The 26,500-nt window shown below is 56.8% G+C and carries 24 protein-coding genes; 13 read left to right on the top strand and 11 right to left on the bottom strand.

Going from position 1 to position 26,500, the window contains the following annotated elements:
* Window positions 1–1,686, bottom strand: coding sequence for a ribulokinase (locus ASF13_RS21485; protein WP_056241564.1), 1,686 nt, complete (start codon window positions 1,684–1,686; stop codon window positions 1–3).
* 358 nt (window positions 1,687–2,044) lie between these two features.
* Here ASF13_RS21485 and ASF13_RS21480 point away from each other — a divergent pair, with 358 nt between their 5' ends.
* From ASF13_RS21480 to araC, 4 genes are all read left to right on the top strand, one after another.
* Window positions 2,045–3,028, top strand: coding sequence for an arabinose ABC transporter substrate-binding protein (locus ASF13_RS21480; protein ID WP_056241562.1), 984 nt, complete (start codon window positions 2,045–2,047; stop codon window positions 3,026–3,028).
* A gap of 200 nt (window positions 3,029–3,228) precedes the next feature.
* Window positions 3,229–4,752, top strand: a complete 1,524-nt coding sequence (araG, locus tag ASF13_RS21475) for an L-arabinose ABC transporter ATP-binding protein AraG (RefSeq protein ID WP_056241559.1) — start codon at window positions 3,229–3,231, stop codon at window positions 4,750–4,752.
* Window positions 4,753–4,767: 15 nt separating this feature from the next.
* On the top strand, window positions 4,768–5,748 hold the full coding sequence (gene araH, locus ASF13_RS21470; RefSeq protein ID WP_056241558.1) for an L-arabinose ABC transporter permease AraH: 981 nt from the start codon (window positions 4,768–4,770) through the stop codon (window positions 5,746–5,748).
* A 13-nt stretch (window positions 5,749–5,761) separates the two neighbouring features.
* Window positions 5,762–6,682 carry an arabinose operon transcriptional regulator AraC gene (araC, locus tag ASF13_RS21465; RefSeq protein ID WP_056241554.1) on the top strand — a complete coding sequence of 307 codons (921 nt, stop codon included), beginning with the start codon at window positions 5,762–5,764 and terminating at the stop codon, window positions 6,680–6,682.
* On the opposite strand, the gene add is transcribed toward araC, so the two are convergent.
* Window positions 6,679–7,686, bottom strand: coding sequence for an adenosine deaminase (gene add / locus ASF13_RS21460; RefSeq protein WP_056241551.1), 1,008 nt, complete (start codon window positions 7,684–7,686; stop codon window positions 6,679–6,681). The genes araC and add overlap by 4 nt on opposite strands.
* 614 nt (window positions 7,687–8,300) lie before the next feature.
* Between add and ASF13_RS21455 the strand changes: the two genes are divergently transcribed.
* The 3 genes from ASF13_RS21455 to arsC all read left to right on the top strand — a co-directional run bounded on the left by ASF13_RS21455 (window position 8,301) and on the right by arsC (window position 10,486).
* Window positions 8,301–8,654, top strand: coding sequence for a metalloregulator ArsR/SmtB family transcription factor (locus ASF13_RS21455; RefSeq protein WP_056241548.1), 354 nt, complete (start codon window positions 8,301–8,303; stop codon window positions 8,652–8,654).
* Between the two features lie 72 nt (window positions 8,655–8,726).
* Window positions 8,727–10,010 (top strand): arsenic transporter, encoded by a 1,284-nt coding sequence (locus tag ASF13_RS21450; protein WP_056241544.1) that lies wholly within the window; start codon window positions 8,727–8,729, stop codon window positions 10,008–10,010.
* A 47-nt stretch (window positions 10,011–10,057) separates the two neighbouring features.
* Window positions 10,058–10,486 (top strand): arsenate reductase (glutaredoxin), encoded by a 429-nt coding sequence (gene arsC / locus ASF13_RS21445; RefSeq protein ID WP_056241541.1) that lies wholly within the window; start codon window positions 10,058–10,060, stop codon window positions 10,484–10,486.
* Window positions 10,487–10,529: 43 nt separating this feature from the next.
* Here arsC and arsH read toward each other — a convergent pair whose 3' ends face one another.
* The 5 genes from arsH to manA all read right to left on the bottom strand — a co-directional run bounded on the left by arsH (window position 10,530) and on the right by manA (window position 15,942).
* Window positions 10,530–11,252 (bottom strand): arsenical resistance protein ArsH, encoded by a 723-nt coding sequence (gene arsH, locus ASF13_RS21440; RefSeq protein ID WP_101505621.1) that lies wholly within the window; start codon window positions 11,250–11,252, stop codon window positions 10,530–10,532.
* Window positions 11,249–11,584 (bottom strand): helix-turn-helix transcriptional regulator, encoded by a 336-nt coding sequence (locus ASF13_RS21435; RefSeq protein ID WP_056241537.1) that lies wholly within the window; start codon window positions 11,582–11,584, stop codon window positions 11,249–11,251. The genes arsH and ASF13_RS21435 overlap by 4 nt, the downstream gene beginning before the upstream one ends.
* 188 nt (window positions 11,585–11,772) lie before the next feature.
* Window positions 11,773–12,747, bottom strand: a complete 975-nt coding sequence (locus tag ASF13_RS21430; protein WP_056241533.1) for an IS110 family transposase — start codon at window positions 12,745–12,747, stop codon at window positions 11,773–11,775.
* A 367-nt stretch (window positions 12,748–13,114) separates the two neighbouring features.
* Window positions 13,115–14,617 (bottom strand): YdgA family protein, encoded by a 1,503-nt coding sequence (locus ASF13_RS21425; RefSeq protein ID WP_056241532.1) that lies wholly within the window; start codon window positions 14,615–14,617, stop codon window positions 13,115–13,117.
* 140 nt (window positions 14,618–14,757) lie between these two features.
* A complete protein-coding gene (gene manA / locus ASF13_RS21420) occupies window positions 14,758–15,942 on the bottom strand; it encodes a mannose-6-phosphate isomerase (RefSeq protein ID WP_056241530.1) in 1,185 nt (394 codons plus the stop codon).
* Window positions 15,943–16,359: 417 nt separating this feature from the next.
* On the opposite strand from manA, the gene fumC reads away from it, so the two are divergent.
* Both fumC and ASF13_RS21410 read left to right on the top strand, forming a co-directional pair.
* Entirely contained in the window at window positions 16,360–17,757 is a 1,398-nt protein-coding gene (gene fumC, locus ASF13_RS21415; RefSeq protein WP_056241527.1) for a class II fumarate hydratase, read from the top strand.
* A 428-nt stretch (window positions 17,758–18,185) separates the two neighbouring features.
* Complete coding sequence (locus tag ASF13_RS21410) at window positions 18,186–19,148, top strand: AraC family transcriptional regulator (RefSeq protein ID WP_056241524.1); 963 nt, start codon at window positions 18,186–18,188, stop codon at window positions 19,146–19,148.
* A 28-nt stretch (window positions 19,149–19,176) separates the two neighbouring features.
* Here the strand turns inward: ASF13_RS21410 and rcsA are convergent, their stop codons facing one another.
* On the bottom strand, window positions 19,177–19,806 hold the full coding sequence (gene rcsA, locus ASF13_RS21405; protein ID WP_056241520.1) for a transcriptional regulator RcsA: 630 nt from the start codon (window positions 19,804–19,806) through the stop codon (window positions 19,177–19,179).
* A gap of 664 nt (window positions 19,807–20,470) precedes the next feature.
* On the opposite strand from rcsA, the gene yajD reads away from it, so the two are divergent.
* Window positions 20,471–20,818 carry an HNH nuclease YajD gene (gene yajD / locus ASF13_RS21400; RefSeq protein WP_056241517.1) on the top strand — a complete coding sequence of 116 codons (348 nt, stop codon included), beginning with the start codon at window positions 20,471–20,473 and terminating at the stop codon, window positions 20,816–20,818.
* A 99-nt stretch (window positions 20,819–20,917) separates the two neighbouring features.
* Here yajD and ASF13_RS21395 read toward each other — a convergent pair whose 3' ends face one another.
* Window positions 20,918–21,868, bottom strand: a complete 951-nt coding sequence (locus ASF13_RS21395) for a lysozyme inhibitor LprI family protein (protein ID WP_056241514.1) — start codon at window positions 21,866–21,868, stop codon at window positions 20,918–20,920.
* A gap of 215 nt (window positions 21,869–22,083) precedes the next feature.
* On the opposite strand from ASF13_RS21395, the gene ASF13_RS21390 reads away from it, so the two are divergent.
* The 3 genes from ASF13_RS21390 (at window position 22,084) to ASF13_RS21380 (ending at window position 23,940) form a co-directional block, all read left to right on the top strand.
* The gene (locus tag ASF13_RS21390) at window positions 22,084–22,521 is read left to right on the top strand and encodes a VOC family protein (protein ID WP_056241511.1); all 438 of its coding nucleotides are present in this window, start codon (window positions 22,084–22,086) and stop codon (window positions 22,519–22,521) included.
* Window positions 22,522–22,849: 328 nt separating this feature from the next.
* Window positions 22,850–23,296, top strand: a complete 447-nt coding sequence (locus ASF13_RS21385) for a DUF3290 domain-containing protein (RefSeq protein WP_056241508.1) — start codon at window positions 22,850–22,852, stop codon at window positions 23,294–23,296.
* 8 nt (window positions 23,297–23,304) lie between these two features.
* Window positions 23,305–23,940, top strand: coding sequence for a DUF421 domain-containing protein (locus tag ASF13_RS21380; RefSeq protein ID WP_056241506.1), 636 nt, complete (start codon window positions 23,305–23,307; stop codon window positions 23,938–23,940).
* Between the two features lie 85 nt (window positions 23,941–24,025).
* On the opposite strand, the gene tus is transcribed toward ASF13_RS21380, so the two are convergent.
* Together tus and ASF13_RS21370 are read right to left on the bottom strand one after the other, a co-directional pair.
* The gene (tus, locus tag ASF13_RS21375) at window positions 24,026–24,955 is read right to left on the bottom strand and encodes a DNA replication terminus site-binding protein (protein WP_056241503.1); all 930 of its coding nucleotides are present in this window, start codon (window positions 24,953–24,955) and stop codon (window positions 24,026–24,028) included.
* Between the two features lie 179 nt (window positions 24,956–25,134).
* Window positions 25,135–26,328, bottom strand: a complete 1,194-nt coding sequence (locus ASF13_RS21370; RefSeq protein ID WP_056241498.1) for an MFS transporter — start codon at window positions 26,326–26,328, stop codon at window positions 25,135–25,137.
* Between the last annotated feature and the right edge of the window lie 172 nt (window positions 26,329–26,500).

The following is a 26,500-nucleotide window of genomic DNA, read 5'->3' as shown; positions in this document are numbered from 1 at the left end:
TTAACTGACGGACGACGGTTGCGGGGCAAACTGTGGTTCAGCCAGTTCACACCATTCAAGGTAACGTTGATAAAGCTGTTGATAACGGGCCACGCGTGCGGCGTCGGGCTGCAGCGTGCGCTCAATCGGGCTGGCCATTGCGGCCTGCGCGGTGGGGATATCGGCGTAGACGCCGGCGGCGACGGCGGCAAAGATTGCCGCCCCCAGCGCACAGCACTCGTCGGAGGCGACGATATCCAGCGGGCGGTTCATCACGTCGCTGCACACCTGCATGATCACCGGCGATTTACGCGCGATGCCGCCGAGCGCCAGCACCTGTTCGACCGGGATATCCTGCTGCTCGAAGCACTCCATAATGGCGCGCGCGCCAAAGGCGGTGGCGGCGATAAAGCCGCCGAACAGCGTCGGGGCGTCGGTGCCGAGGTTCAGGTCGGTAATCACCCCTTTCAGGCGCTGGTTGGCAAACGGCGTGCGGCGGCCGTTAAACCAGTCCAGCACCACCGGCAGGTGATCGAGCTGCGGATCGGCGGCCCAGGCGGCGGTCAGCTGCTCCAGCAGCCCCTTCTGCAGCGCCTCCAGCTGCGGGCGCAGTTCGGGCTGCTGCACCGCGGCCTGCTGCAGCGGCCAGCCCAGCAGGCGGCTGAACCAGGCGTACATATCGCCAAATGCCGACTGGCCGGCTTCCATGCCGATCATTCCCGGCACCACGCTGCCGTCCACCTGGCCACAGATGCCCTTAATCGCCCGCTCGCCCACGCGGTCGGCGTCGGCGATCAGAATGTCGCAGGTGGAGGTGCCGATCACCTTAACCAGCGTATAGGGCTTCGCGCCCGCACCTACGGCGCCCATATGGCAGTCAAACGCGCCGCCGGAGAGGGTTACCGTCTGCGGCAGCCCGAGCCGTTCCGCCCACTCGGCGGTCAGCTGGCCGACCGGGCGATCGGCGGTCCAGGTATCGTTAAACAGCGGATAGTCCAGATCGCGGGTCAGCAGCGGATCCAGCGCCTCAAGGAAGCGCGCCTCCGGCAGCCCATGCCACAGCGGGTGCCACAGCGACTTGTGCCCGGCGGCGCAGCGGCCACGTTTAAGAACTGCTGGGGCGGTGGTGCCGCTCAGCAGCGCCGGCACCCAGTCGCACAGCTCCACCCAGGAAGCGGCGGCCTCACGCACCGCGCCGTCGGCGCGGCTGACGTGCAGAATTTTCGCCCAGAACCACTCCGAGGAATAAATGCCGCCGATAAAGCGCGAGTAGTCGGCAAACTCGCCGCTGTGGCACAGGCGGGTAATCGCCTCCGCCTCTTCAATGGCGGTGTGATCCTTCCACAGCACAAACATCGCGTTGGGGTTATCGGCGAACTCCGGCCGTAGCGCCAGCACCCGTCCTTCACGGTCGATTGGGGCAGGGGTGGAGCCGGTTGAATCGACGCCGATGCCAACCACGCTGGCGCGTTGCGCGGGGCTTAATTGAGTGACAACGTCACGAATGGCCTGCTCCAGCGCGTCGATATAGTCCTGCGGATGGTGGCGAAACTGATTATCAGCCGGCCGGCAGTAGCGCCCGGCCTGCCAGCGCGGGTAGGCCACCACGTGTTTGGCCAGCTCGCGACCGCTGCGGCACTCCACCGCCAGCGCCCGCACCGAGTCGCTGCCAAAGTCGAGGCCGAGGGTAATCGCATCCTGATGCATAGGGGTTCTCCACAGACGAGAAAAGGTTGCCTCTATCCTGGAAAACCTGGGCGTAAGCCGTTAGGCATCGCTGGCTGCAAATATGCACTTTTCTGTCGTATCGACGGGTTATGTGACCGGCTTCAAATGTTACGTGGCGGTTAAAACGGCTGAATGCATGGACAAAATAGCTGTAATCCCGCGATGTGATAACGCTCTACAAATTATTTCTCCCCAGCGGCTAAAACTAGCGCATCCCCGCACCGTCAGGCCGTCGGCATCGGGATAACCTAATGTTTGCAGGCGTAAAAAATTTCGTTCATCCGATTGATACCGTTTACACAAACCCGCTGATGCGGGCACTGAGCCGGAGAGCCTCATGCACAAATTCACTAAAACGCTGGCCGCGATTGGTTTCGCCGCCGTTATGTCACAATCCGCTATCGCCGAAACCATGAAACTGGGCTTTCTGGTCAAGCAGCCGGAGGAGCCGTGGTTCCAGACCGAATGGAAATTCGCCGACAAGGCCGGTAAGGAACTGGGCTTTGAGGTGATTAAAATCGCTGTGCCGGACGGTGAAAAAACGCTGAACGCCATCGACAGCCTGGCCGCCAGCGGCGCGAAGGGCTTTGTGATCTGTACGCCGGACCCGAAACTCGGCTCGGCGATTATGGCCAAGGCGCGCAGCTATAACCTGAAGGTGATCGCCGTTGACGATCAGTTCGTCACCGCCAAAGGCAAACCGATGGACACCGTACCGCTGGTGATGATGGCGGCGACCAAAATCGGCGAGCGTCAGGGCCAGGAGCTGTACAAAGAGATGCAGAAGCGCGGCTGGGACGTGAAAGAGACCGCGGTGATGGCGATTACCGCCAACGAGCTGGACACCGCCCGTCGCCGCACCGGCGGCTCGATGGACGCGCTGAAGGCGGCCGGTTTCCCGGAGAAGCAGATCTACCAGATCCCGACCAAATCTAACGATATCCCCGGCGCGTTTGACGCCGGCAACTCGCTGCTGGTGCAGCACCCGGAAGTGAAAAACTGGCTGATCGTCGGCATGAACGACAACACCGTGCTGGGCGGCGTGCGCGCCACCGAAGGCCAGGGCTTTAAGGGCAGCAACGTGATCGGCATCGGCATCAACGGCGTTGATGCGGTCAGCGAACTGTCGAAAGGCCAGGCCACCGGTTTCTACGGCTCGCTGCTGCCAAGCCCGGACGTGCATGGCTACCGCAGCATTAAGATGCTGCATGACTGGGTCACCAGCGGCACCGAGCCGGCGAAATTCACCGAAGTCACCGACGTGGTGCTGATCACCCGCGACAACTTTAAAGCCGAACTGGCGAAAAAAGGGCTGATGTAAGAGGGGGTGTGTGACCCTGTCACATTATGGCCGGGTCACACGCCAGCCGGTTTGCCCGGGGCCGGGCAGAACGGATAAAGCGCTTCAGCTGAACGCCTGCGCATCACGGCAGACGGTCAGCTGAAGCAATACGCAACGCGCGGCTATACAAGGCCGCGTCAGGTACCGGCGGGGCAACCCGCATTCTGGCTGGAGTGGTTATGCAACAACAACCTGCTTATCTCAGCTTTCACGGCATTGCCAAAACCTTCCCGGGCGTTAAGGCGCTGCAGGATATTGGCTTTGAGTGTCATGCCGGACAGGTGCACGCGCTGATGGGCGAAAACGGTGCCGGCAAATCGACGCTGCTGAAGATCCTCAGCGGCAGCTATCAGCCCAGCGCCGGCGAAATCCGGCTGCAGGGGCAGCCGGTGAAGTTCCCCAATACCGTGGCGGCGCTCAACGCCGGCGTGGCGATTATCTACCAGGAGCTGCACCTGGTGCCGGAGATGACCGTCGCCGAGAATATTTACCTCGGTCAGCTGCCACAGCGCGCCGGGCTGGTGAACCATGCCCGCCTGCGCGCCGACGCGCGGGTGCAGCTGCAGGCGCTGGGTATGGATATCGACCCGGACCTGCCGCTGAAGTATCTGTCACTCGGCCAGTGGCAGATGGTGGAGATCGCCAAGGCGCTGGCGCGCAACGCGCGGGTGATCGCCTTTGATGAACCGACCAGCTCGCTCTCCGCCCGCGAGATCGACCAGCTGTTTCGGGTGATCCGTCAGCTGCGCGCCGAAGGGCGGGTGGTGCTCTACGTCTCGCACCGCATGGAGGAGATTTTCGCCCTCAGTGACGCGATTACCGTGTTTAAGGATGGCCGCTACGTGCGCACCTTTACCGATATGGCCACCACCGATCACGACCAGCTGGTGCAGGCGATGGTCGGCCGCGACATCGGCGACATCTACGGCTACCGGCCGCGCCCGCACGGCGAGGTAAGGCTGCAGCTGGAGGCGGTGCAGGCGAAGGGCGTGCGCTGCCCTGTCTCGTTCAGCGTGCGCGCCGGCGAAATCGTCGGCCTGTTTGGCCTGGTGGGTGCCGGGCGCAGCGAGCTGATGAAAGGCCTGTTCGGTGCCACCCGCCTGACGGGGGGCCAGCTGAAGCTTGACGGTGACAACGTCACGCTTCGCGAGCCGATTGAGGCGATCCGCGCCGGCATTATGCTCTGCCCGGAAGACCGCAAGGCGGACGGCATCATCCCGGTGCACTCGGTGCGCGACAACATCAACATCAGCGCGCGGCGCAACAACCTCACCGCCAGCGGGCTGATCGACAAACGCTGGGAAGCGCGCAACGCCGGTGAGCATATCAGGTCGCTGAAGATCCGTACCCCGTCGGCAGAGCAGCTGATTATGAACCTCTCCGGCGGCAACCAGCAGAAGGCGATCCTCGGCCGCTGGCTGTCGGAAGAGATGAAAGTGATCCTGCTCGACGAGCCGACGCGCGGCATCGACGTCGGCGCAAAAAACGAGATCTACCAGCTGATTTACGCGCTGGCCGAACGCGGCATTGCCGTGCTGTTTGCCTCCAGCGATCTGCCGGAGGTGATGGGGCTGGCCGACCGTATCCTGGTGATGCGCGAAGGTGAAATTGCCGGCGAACTGGCGCACGACGACGCCACCGAAGCCCTGACCCTCAGCCTTGCCATGCCTAAAACCGCCAAACCCGCCAGCCGGGTGGCCTGAATTCAGGAGTAAACTATGTCTGTAACCACGACCTCCGGCCCAGCGGCAGCGAAGCGTTTCAGCCTCGGACGCATCTGGGACAACTTTGGCATGCTGGTGGTGTTCGCCGCGCTGTTTCTGGCCTGCACGCTGTTTGTGCCTAATTTCGCCAGCCTGATCAATATGAAGGGGCTGGGGCTGGCGATCTCAATGTCGGGCATGGTCGCCTGCGGCATGCTGTTCTGCCTCGCCTCCGGCGACTTTGACCTGTCGGTGGCCTCGGTGATCGCCTGCGCGGGCGTCACCTGCGCGGTGGTGATCAACCTCAGCGAAAGCCTGTGGATCGGCGTGGGGGCCGGGCTGCTGCTCGGCGTTGCCTGCGGTTTTGTTAACGGCTTTGTCATCGCAAAGCTTAAGATTAATGCGCTGATCACTACCCTGGCGACCATGCAGATCGTGCGCGGTCTGGCCTATATTTTCTCCGACGGTAAGGCGGTGGGCATCGAAGACGAACGCTTCTTCGCCCTCGGCTACGCCAGCTGGCTGGGCGTACCGGCTCCGGTGTGGCTGACCATCATCACCCTGGCGCTGTTTGCCTTCCTGCTGAATAAAACCACCTTTGGCCGCAACACGCTGGCGATCGGCGGTAACGAAGAGGCGGCGCGGCTGGCCGGCGTGCCGGTGGTACGCACCCGCATTATCATCTTTATTCTCTCCGGACTGGTCTCAGCCGCGGCGGGCATTATCCTCGCCTCGCGCATGACCAGCGGCCAGCCGATGACCTCGCTGGGCTATGAGCTGATCGTTATCTCCGCCTGCGTGCTCGGCGGCGTGTCGCTGAAGGGTGGCATCGGTAAAATTTCCTACGTGATCGCCGGGGTACTGATCCTCGGCACCGTTGAAAACGCGATGAATTTACTCAATATCTCGCCGTTCTCACAGTACGTGGTGCGCGGTCTGATATTGTTAGCGGCGGTGGTCTTCGACCGCTACAAACAGAAAGCCAAACAGGCCTGATTAAGGAGGCGCTATGTATCATCGTCTGGCCCCGGTGGCGCAGTCCAACCCGCTGTTGCCCGGTTATCAGTTCGGTGCCTGGCTGGTAGCAGGACTGACGCCGATCGCCGCCGACGGGCCGCTCGACTTCTTTATCGACCGTCCGCACGGCATGAAGGGCTATATCCTTAACCTGACCATTAAGGGGCGCGGCCAGGTGTTTGACGGCGAAACCGAGTTTGACTGCGAGCCGGGCGATCTGCTGCTGTTTCAGCCGCAGACCCCGCACCTCTACGGCCGTTCGCCGGGCAGCGACGCCTGGCACCACCGCTGGGTCTACTTCCGCCCGCGCGCCTACTGGAACGACTGGCTGCAGTGGCAGGATAACGGCCAGGGGGTCGGCCGCCTGCGGCTGCCGGAGTCGCTGCGCGAGGAGTTTGACCGGCTGTTTGCCGGCATTGAGCAGACGCACAACTCCGGGCGGCGCTTTGCCGAAGAGCTGGCGATGAACCTGCTGGAGCGGCTGCTGCTGCGCGCGGTGGAGGAGGACCCGCGCAGCCATCAGCAGATCCGCGACGCGCGGGTGGTGGAGGCCTGCCAGTTTGTCACCCGCAACCTGGCGGCCGAGGTGAAAATTGAGGACGTGGCGAAGCACGTCTGCCTGTCGCCATCGCGCCTGGCGCACCTGTTCCGCGAACAGATGGGGGTTAATCTGCTGCGCTGGCGGGAAGATCAGCGGGTGATCCGCGCCCGGCTGCTGCTGCAGACCACTCAGGAGCCGATCGCCAGCATCGGCCGCGAGGTCGGCTACGACGATCAGCTCTACTTCTCACGGGTGTTCCGTAAGCGGGTCGGGGTCAGCCCCAGCGATTTCCGCCGCCGCAGCCTCGACGCACACGACGCGCTGGTGGCACAGGAGACCTGGCACCCGCCGCGCCGGGTGAATGAAGGCTAAACCTGACGATCCGCCACGCGTTTGCGAATCGCCGCTTTCTCGGCGTCGCTGAGGAAGGCGATTTTCAGGCCGTTCTCCTGCGCGGTGCGCATCTGCTGCTGGCTCAGGCCGGCGGCCGGGGCGGCCACCTGGTACTCGTGGGCGATCTCAATGCCCTGAACCGCCGGATCGTCGGTATTGATGGTGGCCAGAATGCCGTGATCGAGGAACGCCTTCAGCGGGTGCTGTGCCAGTGAGGCGACGGTGCTGGTCTGAATATTTGAGGTCAGGCAGGACTCCATCCCGATGCCGTGTTCGGCCAGATAGTCCATCAGCGCCGGATCGGTAATCGCCTTCACGCCGTGGCCGATGCGTTCGGCGCCCAGCTCACGGATCGCCTGCCAGATGCTCGCCGCGCCTGCCGCTTCACCGGCGTGTACGGTAATTCGCAGCCCGGCGTCACGCGCGCGGGTAAAGTGGCTGAGGAAACGCTCGCCGGGGAAGCCCAGCTCGTCACCGGCCAGGTCCAGCGCGGTAATGCCGCTGCGGTGCGCCAGCAGCGCGTCCAGCTCGCGCAGGCAGGCGTCTTCGCCGAAGGTGCGGCTCATAATCCCTGTCAGGCGCACGTCGATATTGTGCTTCGCCACGCCGGCTTTAATGCCGTCGATCACCGCTTCCACCACGCCCGCTACCGGCAGGTTGTGGGTCATCGCCATATAACCGGGGGAGAAGCGCAGCTCGGCGTAGTCGATGCCGGCGTGCGCCGCGTCTTCGACGTTCTCCAGCGCCACCCGGCGGCAGGCGTCGAGCGAACCCAGCACCTTCACGCCCCAGTCCAGCTTGTTCAGGAAGCTGACCAGGTCCGGCTCGGTCTCCATCACCTGCACGTGCGGGCGAAGCTGCTCCAGCGTGCTGGCGGGCAGGGTCAGATTAAACTCACGGCCTAAATCGAGGATGGTCTGTGCGCGGATATTGCCGTCAAGATGGCGATGAATATCGGTAAGGGGCAGCTGGGAATCGATCATGTCGGCACTCTTTTTATGTGATTAATTAAGTGCAGAGCATTATAAAAACTCTTTGCGCAACAATACCAGCAAATTGCGCAACGGCTGGCCTGATTGCTGGATTAATCGGCGGAATAAGACGGCTTGCCGGCTTAATAAGGTTATCAGCTACTGTGTTAAGTTCCATACAAGTCGCTTAAAGTTTAGGTGTACATCCCCCTAAGCGTCGGCAGCAAGCTGCCGGCGCTAAGGCCCCGGAAATCACGCCCTTCACGTCGCAAGCGCCGTAAAGCCCGCTCACCGGGGTTGACGGGATTACCTGAGATTCTTCGTTGCAGAACGCTTGTCAGGCCTGGCAGGGAGAGGGTATGGGCGGCAGGCATTTACAGCCCTGTAACCGGCTACGCCGGGCGTACGGCGCCGTTTAAGCTCTTAACTATATGCAAGTTCATTTGGCGCCTCCATGCCGCTGACGCGGCATACAGAAGGCAGGTTGTGCATACCTGCCTGGCTTGAGGGCACAACACTCAGCGGAGGATTGAATTACAATCCGTTATACATATGCCTTTAAGTGAATGTGTTTTTGCTCTATGCTCTTGAACAGATCTCTGGATTTCCCTGAGCCGTGAGGAAACATGTTAGCTCTGACTTCACTACAACTGTTTAAAAGCCTTTCAGACGAAACACGCCTGACGCTGGTGCTGCTTCTCAAAGAAAAGGGAGAACTCTGTGTGTGTGAACTCACAGGGGCACTGAAACTACCTCAGCCTAAAATTTCACGCCACCTAGCAATGCTCCGATCCAGCGGATTACTCAGCGACCGACGGGACGGAAAGTGGATCCATTACCGCCTGTCACCACACATGCCAGTATGGGCGGCTTCTGTCATCGAGCAGGCGTGGCTGAGCCAGCGTGACGAAATTCGTGAACTGGCCGGTCATACGCAGCTGGATCATGCCACAACCAACGGCAGGGCTGTCTGCCTGTAAAAAAATTTACTCAAACACATTCATTTTAACGAATGTGTTTGAAGGCTTTCAAGACTTAAAAACGGAGGTAGCATGCTGCTGGCAGGTTCAATTTTTATTTTTACATTGATACTCGTTATCTGGCAGCCACGCGGGCTCAGTATCGGATGGAGCGCAGTTGCCGGAGCCGCGCTGGCGCTGGTAACCGGTGTGGTTCATATCGGTGATATTCCCGTGGTCTGGCAGATTGTCTGGAACGCAACGGCCACGTTTATTGCGGTGATCATCATCAGTCTGTTGCTGGATGAATCAGGATTTTTTGAGTGGGCGGCGCTGCACGTAGCTCGCTGGGGCGGCGGCAGCGGAAAGATGCTTTTCACCTATATTGTATTGCTGGGAGCGGCGGTAGCAGCGCTGTTTGCTAATGATGGCGCGGCGCTGATCCTGACACCGATCGTGATTGCTATGCTGCTCGCACTCGGATTCAGCCGGGGTGCAACGCTGGCGTTCGTGATGGCGGCGGGATTTATCGCTGATACATCAAGCCTCCCGCTAATCGTGTCTAACCTGGTCAATATCGTCTCAGCTGATTTTTTCCATCTGGGATTCAGCGATTATGCTTCGGTCATGGTGCCGGTCAATATCGCTTCGGTGCTGGCGACTCTTGCCATGCTGCACCTGTTTTTCCGCAGGGAGATCCCCGCGCAGTATGATGAGGCTAAGCTCAGAACGCCGCGTGAGGCCGTTCGTGATATCAGCACCTTCCGCGCCGGATGGGTAGTCCTCGTTCTGCTGCTGGCGGGGTTCTTTGCGCTCGAGCCGCTCGGCGTGCCGGTCAGTCTGGTTGCAGCCATTGGTGCGCTGATCCTCTGGCTGGTCGCACGGCGCGGCCATGTGATCGATACCCACATAGTGCTGCGCAACGCCCCCTGGCAGATAGTGGTGTTTTCACTTGGCATGTATCTGGTGGTCTACGGACTGCGTAATGCCGGACTGACGGAATATCTGACCAGGCTGCTTAACGATTTTGCCACTTCCGGTGTATGGGGGGCGGCGATGGGAACCGGATATCTCACCGCACTCCTCTCATCAGTCATGAACAACATGCCAACGGTGCTGATTGGTGCACTTTCCATTGATGCCAGCGCTGCGCAGGGTGTCGTGCGTGAGGCAATGATTTACGCCAACATCATCGGCTGCGATCTTGGACCGAAAATCACGCCGATTGGCAGCCTGGCAACGCTGCTGTGGCTGCACGTACTGTCACAGAAAAACATCCGCATCAGCTGGGGCTACTACTTCCGGGTCGGCATCGTCATGACGCTGCCGGTACTGACCGTTACGCTTGCAGCGCTCGCGCTGCGCCTGTCTGTCTGATGATAATCCGGGGCGGCGTATGCAGCCCCATTTCACGAGGTTTTACCATGTCTGACATCACTATTTATCACAATCCCGCCTGCGGCACCTCGCGTAATACGCTGGCGCTGATCCGCAACAGCGGTGCGGAACCTACCGTTATTCATTACCTTGAAACTCCACCTGAACGTGAAACTCTGCAGGCGCTGATTGAAGCGATGGGAACCGGCGTGCGGGCGCTGCTGCGTAAAAACACTGATCCCTATGAACAACTGGGACTCGCCAGCGACAGCTTTTCTGATGAACAGCTGCTGGATGCCATGCTGGCTAACCCGATTCTGATCAATCGTCCGATAGTGGTGACGCCGTTGGGAACGAAGCTTTGCCGCCCTTCCGAAGTTGTGCTGGACATTCTGCCTGCCCCGCAGAAAGGCCCATTCACCAAGGAAGATGGTGAAGTGGTGATTGACGCGGACGGTATACGCGTCAACCAGTAATCAGACATAATGAAAAGGAAAACCGGCGTAACGCCGGTTTTTTTCAGATGCTGCGCTGGTTAACTCTGGCTGAGAGCTGCTCCGCGCTCTCCTTTCTCTCGCTGTAGCGATCGGTCAGATAATCGCTGCGACCGCGCGTCAGAACAGTGAACTTTATCAATTCCTCCATCACGTCCACGATGCGCTCGTAATATGCCGAGGGCTTCATCCGTCCCGCTTCGTCGAATTCCGCCCAGGCTTTTGCCACGGAGGACTGGTTAGGGATGGTGATCATGCGCATCCAGCGGCCAAGAATGCGCATCTGGTTAACCGCGTTAAATGACTGAGAGCCGCCGCTGACCTGCATCACCGCCAGCGTTTTGCCCTGCGACGGCCGCACCGCTCCGGTTGAAAGTGGGATCCAGTCAATCTGCGCTTTCATCACGCCGGTCATTGCGCCATGGCGCTCTGGTGAACACCACACCATGCCTTCAGACCACAGCACCAGTTCGCGCAGTTCAGTAACTTTAGGGTGTGTTTCAGGGGCGTCGTCGGGAAGTGGCAGCCCGGATGGATTGAAAATCCTGACTTCAGCGCCCATCGCCGTCAGCAGGCGGGCAGCTTCTTCCGTGGATAACCGGCTGAAAGAGCGTTCGCGAACTGAACCGTACAGCATCAATATACGCGGGGCGTGGGCTGGCTCGTCAGTGGCCAGTTTTGCGGTTGTAATCGGTGCATCAAGCAGATCAGCATCGATATTGGGTAGCGTCATATCCATCAGATTCATTCGGTTCTCTCTGTTAACTTTGTTGGCAGGGTCAGGCTACATCCATTATCCCCGCTGCAGCACTCCTCGACGAGAAAGGCCAGCAACTGCTCCAGTCGCTCATACTGTGGCAGACAAAACAGCGTGCGGCCCTGACGATCCTGACGGATAAGCCCGACAGATATCAGCGCTGAAAGGTGATGGCTAAGCGTTGATGCTGGTATATCCAGCTGCTTCTGTAAATCACCGACCGGCAGTCCGCGGTGTCCGGCCTTAACCAGCATTTTGTAAACGGCCAGCCTCGTAGGATGGCCGAGCTCTTTTAACGCGCTGGCTGCAATGTCCAGGTCCATAATACCTCTTTAAACTATATTTCCAGAATAATGGAATTATTATAGCCAATATACGTACTTCTGATGTTAAATAATCAGTATGGAAACGTCTGCTGAGCACTGCACGTTAAAACTGCAGATGAAACAGGCCTAACGTAGGATCGTTTTTGGTTTTCCCACAAATTTGTATATCAGGCTGTCTCGAGGCCTCAGCCGGTGAACGAAAATTCTCTGCCTGAACATAGCACCCCGTAACACCAGTGAACCAGTTTCCGCATCAGGGCGCCAATCGCCACCATTTTAGGCTTGCCCCGGAGGCACAGCTGATCATAGATATTACGCATCCTGGGGTTATGAGTTTTTCCACACAGCGCAGACAGGTAGAGTCTGGCCCGGAGTTGTGGCGGACCTATCTTAGACATTCTTGCCTGCCCCCGCACTGACGTTCCTGACCGTTTCTCGACCGGTACTACGCCCAGGTAAGATGCTGCCTGCTCTGCCGATTTAAAGTCATGACTTCGCAACACAACCAGCATGTGGGTACCCAGCTGTGGGCCAACAGACTTAATAGACGTCAAAAGTTCATAATCACGCTTAAGGTCAGGATGTGCCAGAATATGCCTGGTGACGAGTTTTTCGGTATCCTTCACCTCCTGCATCAGTACCTGCAACATGTGTAGCGATGAGCTGATTACTTCTGCCGGCGTGTCGGTGCTCTCGTACTTTTCCATACGATTTTTTTCCCGGACGACATCGCTGACCAGAACATCACGGCGACGAAGGAGCGCTTTAAGGTGGCGTATCTCGGGGGCCGGGGGTATCCATCGGTGCGGTTTTTTAAGCAGTGCATAGCATGCCAGCATGTATGCATCCACCTTATCCGTTTTAGTCAGGATCCCCAACCCCCGGGCAAATTCACGGCTGCGATGGGGATTGGCCAGCGACACATATCCACCGGCGTCATGCAGCGCCGTGGCCAGTTTTTCGTGACAGACACCCGTGGCTTCCATCACAAAGTGAATGTCTTCCGGCCCGCAATGCTGACGCCTGAGCCAGGCAAAGATAGCGAGTGAAGCACTGCTATCATTCTTGATCTTCTTCGTTTTAATTCGACCCTGCATGCCGTCATACAGCATGCACAGGTCCAGCGTCGCTTTACTTACGTCTATGCCTACAGGAAACATAATCATTCTCCTCTCACATTAACCGTCACGCCTGTTCGCCTTGTTCATTCGGAGTCGAGCTCCCGGTAACCGTTCAACGTACTGTGCTGGCGTGAAAGGGGAAGCAGAGGCCTGTTAGCTGCAAAGCAAGATTCAGTTACTGAGATAACTGATCTTCAGGGAAGGGCCAGGCGCATTCTGCTTCCGTGTAGTGGTAGCTAATCACTACCTAATGTTAGATACAAGGGAGGGGGAGCGGAGGGTGCTACAGGGCTAAAGCGTGCGAACGATCGCGTCGATCCGAATCGATCGGCTGCGGTACAGAGTCTGGAGCGGGTAACGGCGGAGAGTAAAGCAGGGCACCCGAGGGTGCCCTTAATTATGGAGGTTACTCGGACAGCGAAGGCGCTGCCATTCCGCCGCCCAGCATATAGCGGGTGAGGAACTGCTCCAGCGGCATTTTCTCGCCGTTCATTGTTACCTGGCCGTTAGCGTACTGCAGGCTGGTGATGATGTTGTCATCCTGCTGCGTGGTCAGGCGGAACATCTGGCCCATCGCCGCCAGGCCTTTCACCTGCTGCTCGGCCAGTTTGGCCGCATCTTCCTGCGAATGACCTTCGCCCAGCGCGGCGCGGGTCATCAGCTCGGTGGCCATCGGCATTGAGATGGTCAGCTTGCTGTCCAGCGACTTGAGTACGCTGTCCAGACGCTGTGCCGGATCGTCGGCCGGTGGGGTGCCCGGCGTCGGCTCTTTAAACTGGGTGTTCAGGTTAAAGCTGCTCTCGCCCTTGTCGTTTTTCAGGCTGAACGGTGCGATAGACACCGACGGGCTGCCTTTCAGCAGCTGCGGCAGGTTAGCCATCAGCAGTTCGCTGACGCGCTGCTGATACAGCGCCGGGTCGTTCGCGACCGCCGGATCGTTGCCCAGCGCCTGCACCTGACTGTTGTAGTTAGCGGAGAACGCTTTCATCGCCTTACCGTCAAAGTCGGCCAGCTTAACCACCAGCTTGCCCTGGCCAAAGTCCTGGCCCTGCAGCTTGAGGCTATCGAGGGTATAGGCCACTTCACCGCCGACGCGGTTATCTTTCGAGTCGAAGTTAGAAGTACCGTTCAGCCCTTCCAGCGCCAGCACGTCTTTACCGGATACGGCGGTGGTGAAGCTTTTCAGCGCCACCTTCTGATCGCCGATGCGCAGGCCTTCTTCGCTCAGCTTGCTGTTGGCGTCAAAGGTCAGACCGTTTACGGTAAACAGCATCGGCATATCCAGCTGATTTTTGCTGCTCAGCGCCACGCTCTTGATATCGGCGTTGATATCAACCTTATCGCCCTTGTCGTCGGCGCTGATGTCCAGCGTGCCGCCTTCAAAGGCAAAGCGCTCGTGGGTCTGCACGTTGTTGTAATCCACCGGCAGCAGCTGAATGCGCGAGTCGGTGTTGCCGCCGTAGCCGATGCGGGTTTCCGCCTGCACCACCGATTTACCCTGCGCCATCTCAAACAGCTTCTTCACCGCGTCGGTGTTTTCCAGCTCGCTGTGTACCGAAGCCATCGACGGCAGCAGATTGAATTTTTTCAGCTGTGCCAGCGGGAACGGACCGTGGTCGATAGTCTCTTTAAAAACTACGCTCTGGCCCGGCTTCAGCAGGGAGTTATCTTCGGTTTGCGAGCTTGACTGCAGCACAAAGCGGGCGGAACTGCTGAACAGACCACGCTGATAGTCCTGGTAGCTCAGCTGCAGGCGGCTTTCCGGCGCGGCCTCGGCGATTTTCGCATTTGCGTCGGCAACCACCTGGTCCATATGCTTTTCCAGCTGCTTACCGGTCAGCCATGCGCCACCGGTCCACACCACGCCCAACGCAATCACCACGCCTACTGCAATCCTGGTTTTCTTCATCGGTAATGTCATCCTTTCTAGTCACCATCGCCGGAGCTGTCTCGCATCTCCGGCGGCCAGTTGTCTGGCGAATAAAAAAACGCCGGAACGGCGTTTTTCCTCTGCTTCGCTACTCAGCTTAGCAATAATGTGCGCTGGCGTCAGCCGCGCGCGTTGAGATCGTTGAACGCGCGCGCCACCCGGCCACTGCCCGTGACGCTTAACGGTGACTCGCTGGCGGCGATAAACGCCGACTCGCCCGGCAGCAGACGCAACGTCTGGCCGCCCGTGCTCAGCACGGCCTCGCCTTCGATGCAGAACAGGATCGCCGCGCTCTGCTGGCTGACGCTCAGCGGTTCAGCGCTCAGGCGGTGGATTGTAAAGGCAAAATCGGCCACCGGGATCGGGAAGTTCTGCGTGCGTCCGTCGTCCTGCGGAGCGGTCAGCAGGGTGTCCGCGGCGCGGGAAACAAACTGCAGATTATCCAGCAGTTCCGGCACGTCGATATATTTCGGCGTCAGCCCGGCGCGCAGCACGTTATCGGAGTTGGCCATAATCTCCAGCGCCACGCCGTTCAGGTAGGCGTGCGGCGTTTCGGCAAACAGGAACATTGCTTCACCCGGCTGCAGCTCAACCACGTTCAGCAGCAGCGGAGAGAACAGGCCGCTGTCGTCCGGGTAGACCCCGGCGATCTGCGCGATGGTCTGCCACGGCTGGCCCTGTTCGGTTTTCAGCGCTGCGCGCAGCACCGTCAGCGCCTGCAGTTTCTCCGCGTCCTGCATTGAGAGCAGGGCGGCAAACAGCTGTGCCAGCTGCTCTGCGTCCGGCTGCGCCAGGAAGGCGACAATCGCCGGGTGGGCATCCGCTACCGGCTGCAGCAGCGCGGCGATCTCCGCCAGCGGGCGGAAGCCGTTAATGGCGCTGAACGGCGTCAGCGCGTAAACCAGCTCCGGCTTATGGTTGGCGTCTTTATAGTTGCGGTGGGCGGCGTCCAGCGGAATGCCGGCGGCGTTTTCACGGGCAAAGCCGAGCTCTGCGGCCGCTTTGCTTGGGTGTACCTGAATCGACAGCGGCTGAGCGGCGCACAGCACCTTAAACAGGAACGGCAGCTCGCCAAAGCGCTGCGCCACCTGTGCGCCCAGCTGTGCAGGCTGGTCGGCGTTAATCACCTCGCGCAGTGAACGCGTCTCCCCCCCGACCACCACCGATGACGGGCTCTTCGGGTGCGCGCCCATCCACAGCTCGGCCTGCGGCAGGCCCTGCGGATTGGCAATGCCGTACAGCTCGTTGAGCGCGGTGGTGCTTCCCCAGGCATAATTCTGCACGGTATTGAGTAGTTTTTGCATGATCGGTGTAATTCATCCTTGTAACGATGCGGGCAGGGCCGCTATTAAACCAGAAAAGGCGATCGGAATGACACCGGGATCCCCCGTAAAATCAGGCAGATCAAATCTGATGGCATTTCCTTTCTATTACATCAGCTTACAAAAGAAGTTTCGTCCGGTCTATGCTCTAATTCTGAATCCTGGCCAGGATAAGTGCCAGCAGACTGATTCTGGTTAAGGGATCGCCACTTATCCGGGCGTGCTGCCGGGAAGGCGACGGGGATGTTTTTGTGATCGCAAAGACAATCTGATGCAATAAATGCGAATGAGTCGCATAATCTTTTGCTGCGGACTGTAAACTGATTGCCGCGCCCGCTGCCGCAACCCGGCAGAGCAGGGCTATGATTAATCATAATGATTGCGCTAAAGGAGAGAGTAATGGTTGCCAACCGCATTGAAAAAGACTCAATGGGCCCGATTGAGGTACCGGCTGACAAACTGTGGGGCGCGCAGACGCAGCGCTCCCTGGAACACTTTCGCATTTCCACGGAAAAAATGCCCGTCGAACTGGTCTACGCGCTGGCGCTGACCAAGCGCGCGGCGGCGAAGGTCAACAGCGACCTCGGGCTGCTGCCGGCAGAACGCGCTAACGCCATCGTCAGCGCGGCCGACGAAGTGCTGGCCGATAAGCACGGCGGTGAATTTCCGCTGGCGATCTGGCAGACCGGCTCCGGCACGCAAACCAATATGAATATGAACGAGGTGCTGGCCAACCGCGCCAGCGAGATCCTCGGCGGCGAGCGCGGCATGTCGCGGCTGGTGCACCCGAACGACGACGTTAACAAGAGCCAGAGCTCCAACGACGTGTTCCCGACTGCGATGCACGTGGCGGCGGTGGTGGCGGTAAAAGAGCACCTGATCCCGCAACTGCATGTGCTACAAAAAACGCTGAACGATAAGGCTGAAGCCTTTAAAGACGTGGTGAAGATTGGCCGTACCCACCTGCAGGACGCCACGCCGCTGACGCTTGGCCAGGAGATCTCCGGCTGGGTGGCGATGCTGGCCCACAACCTCAAACATATTGAACAGAGCCTGCCGCACGTGGCGGAGCTGGCGCTGGGCGGCACCGCGGTGGGCACCGGCCTGAATACCCACCCGGAATACGCCGTGCGCGTGGCGGAAGAGCTGGCCGTGCTGACCAAACAGCCGTTTGTCACCGCGCCCAACAAATTTGAAGCGCTGGCCACCTGCGATGCGCTGGTTCACGCCCACGGCGCGCTGAAAGGGCTGGCGGCCTCGCTGATGAAAATCGCCAACGACGTGCGCTGGCTCTCCTCCGGCCCGCGCAGCGGCATCGGTGAACTGAGCATCCCGGAAAACGAACCGGGCAGCTCGATCATGCCGGGCAAAGTGAACCCGACCCAGTGCGAAGCGCTGACCATGCTCTGCTGCCAGGTGCTGGGCAACGACGTGGCGGTCAACATCGGCGGTGCCTCCGGCAACTTCGAACTGAACGTGTTCCGCCCGATGGTGATTCACAACTTCCTGCAGTCGGTGCGCCTGCTGGCCGACGGTATGGACAGCTTTAACCACCACTGCGCGGTCGGCATCGAGCCTAACCGCGACCGCATCACCCAGCTGCTTAACGACTCGCTGATGCTGGTTACCGCGCTGAACACCCATATCGGCTATGACAAAGCGGCCGAGATTGCCAAGAAGGCACACAAGGAAGGCTCTACGCTGAAAGCCGCTGCGCTTAAGCTGGGGTATCTGACCGAAGCCGAGTTTGATGCCTGGGTTAAGCCGGAGGAGATGGTGGGGAGTCTTAAGATCTGATTAGCTTAAGTCTGTCAGTCTGTCAGTCTGTCAGTCTGTCAGTCTGTCAGTCTGTCAGGCTGGGAGTTAGTCAGTTAGTCAGTTAGTCAGTTAGTCAGTTAGTCAGTTAGTCACTCAGCCAGCGGCTTAGTTTTAATCGATAATCCGCAAACGTTGGCTGAGGGCACACTAAGCATTAAAGCCGGCGTCAGTAACCTGGCGCCGAAATTTTCTAAAAACTCAACTACCCCGCAGGGGACGCGATGCCTGGCAAATCCCACAGGCGAAACAGCAGCGTAATCAGCCAGAACCGCTTTCCTTACCTATAAGTGAACGTAATTCGCTGGCTGGGCTACAGACAGGTTCCCTTCGTACATAGCTTCTTCATTAAGTTTGCCGTATAAATAACCACTTGTGGTTTTTAAACGCCGGTAAGCCAAGAGAACAGCATGTCCAGACCGACAGAACTCTATGTTCAGCATCTGCTTGATGTCGATGATATTCCTGCTGAAAATCGCTATCTGGAGATCGCTAAAAATCTGGAGTGTTACGGCATAACGGTGGCAGATGACCGCCGGCCGGAAGAGATCGTTGCCCGGCACAAAACCATTTCCGGCATCAACTGTGACTTCTGCAGCGCAACGGGTTCACGCAATATCACCACCTTTGACCCGCATAAATCGCCAAAGCCCTCGCTCTACTTTTCCGTTCTGCTGGAGGGCGATCAGTCTATTCGTGGGGTGAAAAAGTCAGCCCACGCCAGGGTCAGCCAGGGCACGCTGAACGTTCATCAGCGTAATGATTATTACACCTATGAAAGCAATGACGTGAATCAGGTCTATCTGATCCCGGATATTGAGATCGTTAACGGCATATTTAATGGCAGGCTCACCAACCCGACGGTTTCGCTGGAAAATCATCCGCTGATGCCGTTTATGAAATCACATATGCTGCTGTTACATCAACAGGGAGCCTTACTCAACGTCAAACAGGCGTCGGTAATTCTGGATGGCCTGCACAATATGGCAATGCTGATGCTAACGGATGTGGCGAAGGAAAAGGGGTTGATTTCATCAGGTGCGCTTAGCCACATTTACAACGCGGCCCGATCCTGGATCGAACAGAACTATCATCTGCAGGCGCTCAATCCAGACCAGATTTCAACCGTTCTGCGCTATTCACGTTCCAGCCTGGACAGGGCGTTTAAAGAGCAGGGGACGACGGTGATGGCAACGATAAAAGATCTGCGTTTAACCAAAGCAAAAGCTCTGCTGGAAAACCACCCGCATCTGCGTATTGATCGGGTCGCATGGGAGTGTGGTTTCAGTAATCAGTTTATCTTCAGTAAGAATTTCCGGGAGAAGTACCATATGCCGCCTAAAGTCTGGCGTGACAATTTTGGCGGGACATAATCCTTACTCAAAACGGTAAACCCTTGCTTTACTGTTGCTGGAATCTTTCCCTGTCAACACAGATACCGCCGCTCACCTTGTTTGCCAGCCTGAATACGTGATGAATAATTTGTTTGCTGTTGGTTTTTATTTTTCTTTTGATATTGCCTTCATGTGCTGCAATGGTCTTGTTTTTAATGTTCAGTTCGTCAGAGATATGCGGCGTGCTATGACAGGACATCCACATTTCCAGCATAACCGACTCTGTTCTGCTCAGCTTTACAGGCTGGGACTGACGGTCGTTGCATAAAGGATGTAGCACATCCTTCTTAAGATAGTCGTCAACCAGTGTTTTCAACGAATTCAACCCGATGTGCTTTGATAAGAACACCAGATTCTCACGAACAAAGACATGCTCTTTAAAATTTCTGGCAGAAGTTGACATAAATACTAAAAAGATAAAGTCGGCATTACTGGCAATCATCTCCCGCAGCTCCTGCGTTTCCTGATTGTCTTCAGAGAGGCAATTCTCACTGACAAACACCAGTCCGGACCGGTATTCAGTGCAGTAAGCTTGTGCGGAAGTTACTTTTCTTGCGAAAAATATATTAATATGTGAGAAGTAATGTGTCAGCCCGGTTAGCGTATAATTACAGGGATCAATAACAATCGCTTGCATTTTTATCTTCTTCTTAAGTTGGGTTTCTTTCAGCTTTTCCGCGTGAATAAAGATTAAAATACAAAGGGAAATAAAAAACTAACGGCCACAAGTAGATCAAATTATGCGTAGTTTTTCTTCATTAAAACATGTCTCTGCACATCACTTTTTGTTCTTCTCCGTCACAGGGATGTGTGTTCCCCTCCTGCCGGCAGCAATGAGATGAGTCAGGGGTTCCCCCCCAGAAAGACAAAGAACGCCAGCCGCGGCCAGCCCGGAAGACCAACGGCGGAAGTTGCAGGAAATCTGGCTTTGCGGGAACCCCGCAACCGCATCGACAGCCTGTCGGTTAAGATCTCAGGTTGTTATCAGAGATGATTGATCGGAACGCTTAATCCAGGCTGAGCTCCCTCGAAAAATCTGGTACAGGGAACAGCGTTTTAGTAACCCTGACGCTACAAGCACTGTTAAATCGTGATTTTCGCCGCAACGCGGCAGGAGTACTTCTGACAGTGGACACCGCAGGGCGTGTGAGGCGAGGCCATGAAGTTGGCTAATCATTCGCATAAAAAGCGATTACCCTGAACGAGTCGGTGATGAAGCGGGGGATCATTTCTCTCTTTTGCCCATTTTGCGATATATTAGCCCCACTATCAAAATCCTCTTTTTCCAAAGGTATTCCCCGATGGCCCTGATCCCCAAAAACTATGCCCGTCTCGAAAGCGGCTACCGCGAGAAAGCGCTTAAAATCTACCCGTGGGTCTGCGGGCGCTGCACGCGTGAGTTTGTCTACTCCAACCTGCGTGAACTGACGGTGCATCATATCGATCACGATCACACCAACAACCCGGAAGATGGCAGCAACTGGGAGCTGTTATGCCTCTATTGTCACGATCACGAACATTCGAAGTACACCGAAGCGGACCAGTACGGCACCCGGGTGGTGGCAGGCGAGGACGCGCAGGATGATGTTGAAGCCGCTACCTATAATCCGTTTGCCAATCTTCAGGCGATGCTGAACAAGAAGAAGTGATGGCAGATGTCCGCTTCTGGTAGCAGATTGCCTCAGCAGAGAGGCAATCAGGAAGAAGCGGACGTCAGGGCTGACACTTATAAGATGACCGACACTGATTTACTGATTTCTAAGAAACTGATTTCTTGAAAACGTCATTTGGGTCTGACAATCGACCATTTTTTTCACTTCATAGTCAGTGCCCTGCATAGACACTTTCCCGCACATTGCGTCTTTAGTTTTGATCCATTGGCGCTGAGAGGGTAGCAACTCTTTTTTCTTCTCCGGACTGAGCGAACTCCAGATGGTAGTTAAATCTGAATCAGCATTTGCGAATTGCATTCTTGATTGATAAAGGGTGTCAGCAATGTTCTGTGGCGATTGTTGGTTTGCCGTTTGCTGACCCTGTTGTTGAGTTTGTTGCAGTGTATTCAGCTCTACCTGCGGCTGGACGCGCTGTTCCCTCTGCTGCGCCCGTTGTTGTGCTTCGATGAGCCTTTGTTGCTGTTCTTTTTCCTGCTGAATTTTTTGTTGTTCGACGATCGGATTGATAATTGATAATGCAGTTAGCAGACCTGCCCCTGATGAAATTGCATTATCAGAGGACGCTTTCACAAAAACATTTTTCTGATCGTCTGTTGCCTGAGCGGTATAAACAATGCGCTTAGAAAAGACGTTTGCATTATTTTCGAGCGACAGGTTCTCCAACTGTTTATCGAGATTTCTGCCAAAGTTAGAACGGTACGCTTCAGACAACTTAGAGTATTCTTCAGCGGGAATATTCATCGACACTGTAGCTTCACAGGTTTTCATTGTACTGCCCGAATCACTGGAGGTGGTCGATATTTCAGATATTGTTAACTTGATTTTTTCTAAAGCACTTCTCTTGGTCTGATTGGTAACATCCTGATATTTGTCAACTTGCGCAGATAAACTTTCAAAAGCAGATTTTTTAATCAAATCGATCAGGGTCGATTTGGTCATTTCTGATGAACAGCCGATCACTTCCTTATTGTCGTTACAACCTGTGATTGCCACGGCGAGAAACAGAACTGCATATTTAATCTTCATGAGATCCCTTTAGATCGAGCTATATGTTTTTATACGATGCTGGAAGGTTATCTTGAAATAATCCTGTTTACATTGCTTTGCATCAAGATAAAACCTACCATTGTCATGTGGTTATCGGCATTTATTCTGTGAACTTTAGCGCTCAGATGCCTTGTGGCGATCACCTTTGCTGCAGTAAAAACATCAAACTCTTTCAGTCACGTAAGGAAGCAGCCATGTCCCAGCTTTTAGCGGAAATTGAAGTAATGTTTATCGCCGGGTTTGGTCCCATCTCCCGGAGTACGGAAACCAGCGCCGCGTTTTATCTGCAGGCGCTGGGGCTGCCGCTGAAGCCGATGGAGGGCAACAGCGATTACCTGGTGACGGAAGAGGGCGCGCTATCGGGCGCTAAGCATTTTGCCGTCTGGCCGCTGGCACAGGCAGCCACCTCATGTTTTGGCACTGAGCAGTGGCCAGACGAGCTGCCGATCCCGCAGGGATGGATTGAGTATGAGGTGCGGGATCTCGATGCTGCCACCCAGGTGTTAGCCGACAAGGGCTTTCGTCTGCTGGTGGCGAACCGTACCGAGCCCTGGGGACAAAGGGTCACCCGCCTGCTCAGCCCTGAAGGGTTGATCACCGGGTTGACCTTCACGCCCTGGTTGCGTCAGTAATAAGCAGGCGACTTACCCAGCACCTTTCTTAGCATGGTGATAAAGGCGCTGACCGAGTCATAGCCACGCATATTGCGGTATCGCCGGGCCGACACTGTGCTCTCAAGGCAGGGGAAGCCGCAGCCAACCGGATAATATACCCACCGGATATCGTCGGGTTCAGCCACCTGCACCCCGTTTCCAGGCCGTTTTTCTCTGTTCTTCATTGGGTGCCATAGATCGGGAAGGCAAAATGCCTGACGTGGGAGCCAGGTGTAGCAGAGCATGCTGATAATGATTTACTATAATGGCCTCAGCAAAATTTTAAACGACCAGGAACGGTGTCTGAATGAAGTTTTATGGGATAAATTATCTACAAGCGCAGTCTAATCTGAATGACTATCTGAAATATATTATTATCTTTAGCACGTTATTTGTTCTGATCGTCGTCTTTAGCCTGTATATGCGCCATCGCCTGCAGACTAAATATCGGGATTTAACGATCATCGCCTTCCTGTTTCTGCTTTTCATCTCGGGCGTTCAGTATGCGGATTATACCAACAGCCAGAACGTACATTCACAGTCATCACAAATGGTTAATTTTGTAAGGCTGTTGTCCAAAGAAAAAAACGTCAGCGTCAATGCTGTTTTTGCCAGCTCAGTACAGCTGACGGATGGCGTGATCGTTAAGGTCGGTGACGGTTATTACCGTGTGAATCTAAGTGCGGATCAAGCCACCTACAGCTTAGTGGAGGTCTGGTTAACCAATCCGGACATCTCCATCGTCAATAATTGAGGAATAAAATGACTCTTTACACACCTATTATGATCAAGCTGGCTCTGGGGATACTGTGCCTGATTGTGCAAATTAATCTTATGGGGAAGGGTAACCTGGCCCCTTCATCGGCGATGGATCAGGTTCAGAACTACGTTTTGGGTGGGATTATCGGTGGCGTGATTTACAATGAGTCAATTACGGTGCTGCAATTTGTGCTGGTGTTGATTATATGGACCTTGCTTGTTTTTGTTCTTAAGTTTTCGAAAGAGCATAATCGTTTCGTCAAAAGAATCATCGATGGCAAACCCATTACGTTAGTACATAATGGATCCGTGAATGTGAAGGAGTGTTTACGCAACGGGGTTTCTGCCAACGATCTGATGTTTAAATTAAGGGCTAACGGCGTTTATGAAGTGGAACAGCTCAAGCGCGTCGTTCTTGAGCAGAATGGGCAGCTGACCATTATTCAGAGTGGCGACGAAAATATTCGATATCCCATCATCGTGGACGGTTTAGCGAACCATGACCTGCTGGAAATTATTAATAAGGACAGCGCATGGTTAGAAGCAAGAATTGCAGAACAGGGCTTCAGTAAAATCAGTGAAGTCTACTTAGGTGAATACCTCTCCGGCCGGATTAATTTATACGGGTATGCGAGATGATCGCGGGCCATCCCATCGGGTCACTTTACAATGCCGCCCTGGTAACCGCGTGGCGACAGACGGGGCGCGAAAAATACCCCTGAAGCTATTCCACCCGGTCACTGTACAAATGCAGCCTTGGCACCACCAGGTGCAGCATCTGCGCCTCCGGCTTATAGCGGTGCGTAATCTGCGCCGCGTTGTAGTTCAGCAGCTCCCCCAGCTTCGGCACGCTGGCGGCATCGCGGCACAGCACCAGCAGCGGGGAAGGGCAGGCCAGCTGGGTCTGTTTTTTTGACTCCGCATCATACACCCGCGCAATCGGCTGCACTTTTACCGGCCGTTTAATCTTCAGCGCCGCACCTTCCGGTAACCCGCGCAGCAGATCCATCTCTTCCGATACCCGCTCCGCCCACTGTTCACGCGTCCAGGGGGCGACGGCACGCCCGGCCTGCAGGCTTTTTTCCAGTTTCTCCAGTATCTCAGCGCGGCTGACGTTCTTAATAATATGCTTGTTGGCCCAGCCGAAGCGCACCGAGTCCGGGCTCTCCAGCAGCGGAATGCCGCGATAGGCGTTAAGGGTGATCAGCCCGCGCTGGTGGCGATGCACAAACTCGAAGCGCTCTTCGCTCGGCAGGCCGGAGTCGACGGTGATAATCTGCTCCAGATCCTGCTTCAGCTGATTGACCCGCTGCACCTGCTGGCGCAGGCTTTCGGCCTGCACATCATCGGCCTGCAGGCAGATGGCACCGGGCAGGCGTACCGCCGATTTGGTGCTGATTGTCTCCGACTGGTGCTGCATAAACAGCAGCCCGTAGTGGGCCAGCGCCCGCTGCAGCGCGGCCTGGCCGAGCTGTTGCTCAACGGCAATTTTCAGCAGCGGATCGTGCTCGCGACCTTTCTCCACCGGCGGTAAGACAAACACCCGCGCGGCCAGCAGACGCAGGGCAACAATCTGCTGCTGTAAAGTGGCAAGTTCCTGCTCCAGCTCCGCCACGCAGCGGTGCAGGCGATCGACGGCTTCATACTGACTCATTACGCGAACCTTTAATAGTTACAACATACTTTTACTTTGCCGAATACTGGTGCAAAAATCCAGCACTTGCGTCAGTTTATTTTCAGCAGCGAAAACAGCAGCGAGATGATGGCGAGTCTGTTAACCGTAGCGGGGCCTTACGGCCCCGTTAAAAGCGTAACGTTGATTAAGCCTGTCCGCTATTTCTGACGGCTGTTTTGCCCTGAAGTCAGCCAGGTCAGCAGCGCCGCAACCAGCAGCAGCGCGCCGCTCATCGCAAAGGTGCTCCGCCAGCCGAGATGATCAAACAGAACGCCGCCCACCGTTGAACCCAGCGCAATCGACAGCTGGACCATTGCCACCATCAGGCCGCCCGCCGCCTCGGCATCACCGGGCAGGGTACGCGCAATCCACGTCCACCATCCTGTCGGTGCTGCGGTCGCCAGCAGTCCCCACAGGCCGAACAGCAGCGCAACCAGCCAGACCAGCTGTCTGTTGAGGAGCAGCATGCCGACGATTGCCGCCATCAGCAGCGGAATGGCGATCAGCGTCGGGTAGAACTTCGCATTGAGGAACGGGGTAATCGCCAGCGTGCCGATGAAACCCGCCACGCCAATCCCCAGAAGAATCAGCGACAGGCCGGCCCCGTCAACCCGGGTCACCGTCTCAAGGAACGGGCGCACGTAGGTGAATAACGCAAACTGCCCCATAAAGAACAGCCCGCAGGCCAGCATACCGACGGCAACGATCGGCCTCTTCAACAGGTGAAACGCCGTACCGTGGGAGCGTGGGCCTTGATCGCCGGGCATTGCGGGCAGGCTGATCGCCTGCCAGATAAAGGCGACGATCGCCACCGGTACCAGGCACAGAAACGCCCCGCGCCAGCCGATGGTGGTACCAAGATAGCTGCCCAGCGGGGCGGCGATCACCGTCGCCAGCGCGTTACCGCCGTTGAAAATCGCCAGCGCGCGCGGCACCTGCGGCGCCGGCACCAGACGGATCGCGGTGGCGGCGGACATTGACCAGAACCCGCCGATAGCAACACCGATCAGCGCGCGTCCGGCGATATAGACCGGGTAGTCCGGGGCCAGCGCGATAATGATGCCGGAGACCGCCATCAGCACCGTCATTCCCTGCAACAGGATTTTACGGTTTATCGCGCCGGCCAGGGAGGAGATACTCAGGCTGGTCAGCACCGCCAGTGCACCAGAGATGGCGATCCCCTGGCCTGCCAGCCCCTCGCTGACCTGCAGATCGCGGGCCAGCGGCGTCAGCAGGCTGACCGGCATAAACTCGGAGGCCACCAGCACAAAGACGCACAGGGTCATGGCGAAAATGCCGCTCCAGTAAGCGTGCGGTGGGTGATGGGGTGGGGTATGGCTTAGTGTGGACATATCAGCATCTCTGAATATCGCCCCGGCAGGCTCAGGAAAAGCCGGGGCTAAGGCTATTAATGCAATAACAACTAATCGGGAATAGATGCCGTGCGCCGTCAACGGCGGCGAGGCGAACATCGGTACTGAAACCCGTGGTCAGGCCACCCGTCGCTAACAGGTGGCCCGTTAA

Origin of the sequence: Erwinia sp. Leaf53, assembly GCF_001422605.1 — a bacterium.
Lineage (GTDB): Bacteria > Pseudomonadota > Gammaproteobacteria > Enterobacterales > Enterobacteriaceae > Erwinia.
The sequence above is the reverse complement of the archived record's forward strand: the minus strand, read 5'-3'. Positions and strand labels throughout refer to the sequence as shown.

Coding starts and splice junctions, on each gene's coding strand:
- ASF13_RS21380 (WP_056241506.1), top strand. CDS start 23,305: ATGACTCTTTACACACCTATTATGATCAAGCTGGCTCTGGGGATACTG.
- fumC (WP_056241527.1), top strand. CDS start 16,360: ATGGTTGCCAACCGCATTGAAAAAGACTCAATGGGCCCGATTGAGGTA.
- ASF13_RS21395 (WP_056241514.1), bottom strand. CDS start 21,868: ATGAAGATTAAATATGCAGTTCTGTTTCTCGCCGTGGCAATCACAGGT.
- ASF13_RS21485 (WP_056241564.1), bottom strand. CDS start 1,686: ATGCATCAGGATGCGATTACCCTCGGCCTCGACTTTGGCAGCGACTCG.
- araC (WP_056241554.1), top strand. CDS start 5,762: ATGTATCATCGTCTGGCCCCGGTGGCGCAGTCCAACCCGCTGTTGCCC.
- ASF13_RS21450 (WP_056241544.1), top strand. CDS start 8,727: ATGCTGCTGGCAGGTTCAATTTTTATTTTTACATTGATACTCGTTATC.
- ASF13_RS21455 (WP_056241548.1), top strand. CDS start 8,301: ATGTTAGCTCTGACTTCACTACAACTGTTTAAAAGCCTTTCAGACGAA.
- manA (WP_056241530.1), bottom strand. CDS start 15,942: ATGCAAAAACTACTCAATACCGTGCAGAATTATGCCTGGGGAAGCACC.
- ASF13_RS21390 (WP_056241511.1), top strand. CDS start 22,084: ATGTCCCAGCTTTTAGCGGAAATTGAAGTAATGTTTATCGCCGGGTTT.
- ASF13_RS21370 (WP_056241498.1), bottom strand. CDS start 26,328: ATGTCCACACTAAGCCATACCCCACCCCATCACCCACCGCACGCTTAC.
- ASF13_RS21425 (WP_056241532.1), bottom strand. CDS start 14,617: ATGAAGAAAACCAGGATTGCAGTAGGCGTGGTGATTGCGTTGGGCGTG.
- yajD (WP_056241517.1), top strand. CDS start 20,471: ATGGCCCTGATCCCCAAAAACTATGCCCGTCTCGAAAGCGGCTACCGC.
- rcsA (WP_056241520.1), bottom strand. CDS start 19,806: ATGCAAGCGATTGTTATTGATCCCTGTAATTATACGCTAACCGGGCTG.
- add (WP_056241551.1), bottom strand. CDS start 7,686: ATGATCGATTCCCAGCTGCCCCTTACCGATATTCATCGCCATCTTGAC.
- ASF13_RS21410 (WP_056241524.1), top strand. CDS start 18,186: ATGTCCAGACCGACAGAACTCTATGTTCAGCATCTGCTTGATGTCGAT.
- araH (WP_056241558.1), top strand. CDS start 4,768: ATGTCTGTAACCACGACCTCCGGCCCAGCGGCAGCGAAGCGTTTCAGC.
- araG (WP_056241559.1), top strand. CDS start 3,229: ATGCAACAACAACCTGCTTATCTCAGCTTTCACGGCATTGCCAAAACC.
- ASF13_RS21430 (WP_056241533.1), bottom strand. CDS start 12,747: ATGTTTCCTGTAGGCATAGACGTAAGTAAAGCGACGCTGGACCTGTGC.
- ASF13_RS21385 (WP_056241508.1), top strand. CDS start 22,850: ATGAAGTTTTATGGGATAAATTATCTACAAGCGCAGTCTAATCTGAAT.
- tus (WP_056241503.1), bottom strand. CDS start 24,955: ATGAGTCAGTATGAAGCCGTCGATCGCCTGCACCGCTGCGTGGCGGAG.
- arsH (WP_101505621.1), bottom strand. CDS start 11,252: ATGAATCTGATGGATATGACGCTACCCAATATCGATGCTGATCTGCTT.
- arsC (WP_056241541.1), top strand. CDS start 10,058: ATGTCTGACATCACTATTTATCACAATCCCGCCTGCGGCACCTCGCGT.
- ASF13_RS21480 (WP_056241562.1), top strand. CDS start 2,045: ATGCACAAATTCACTAAAACGCTGGCCGCGATTGGTTTCGCCGCCGTT.
- ASF13_RS21435 (WP_056241537.1), bottom strand. CDS start 11,584: ATGGACCTGGACATTGCAGCCAGCGCGTTAAAAGAGCTCGGCCATCCT.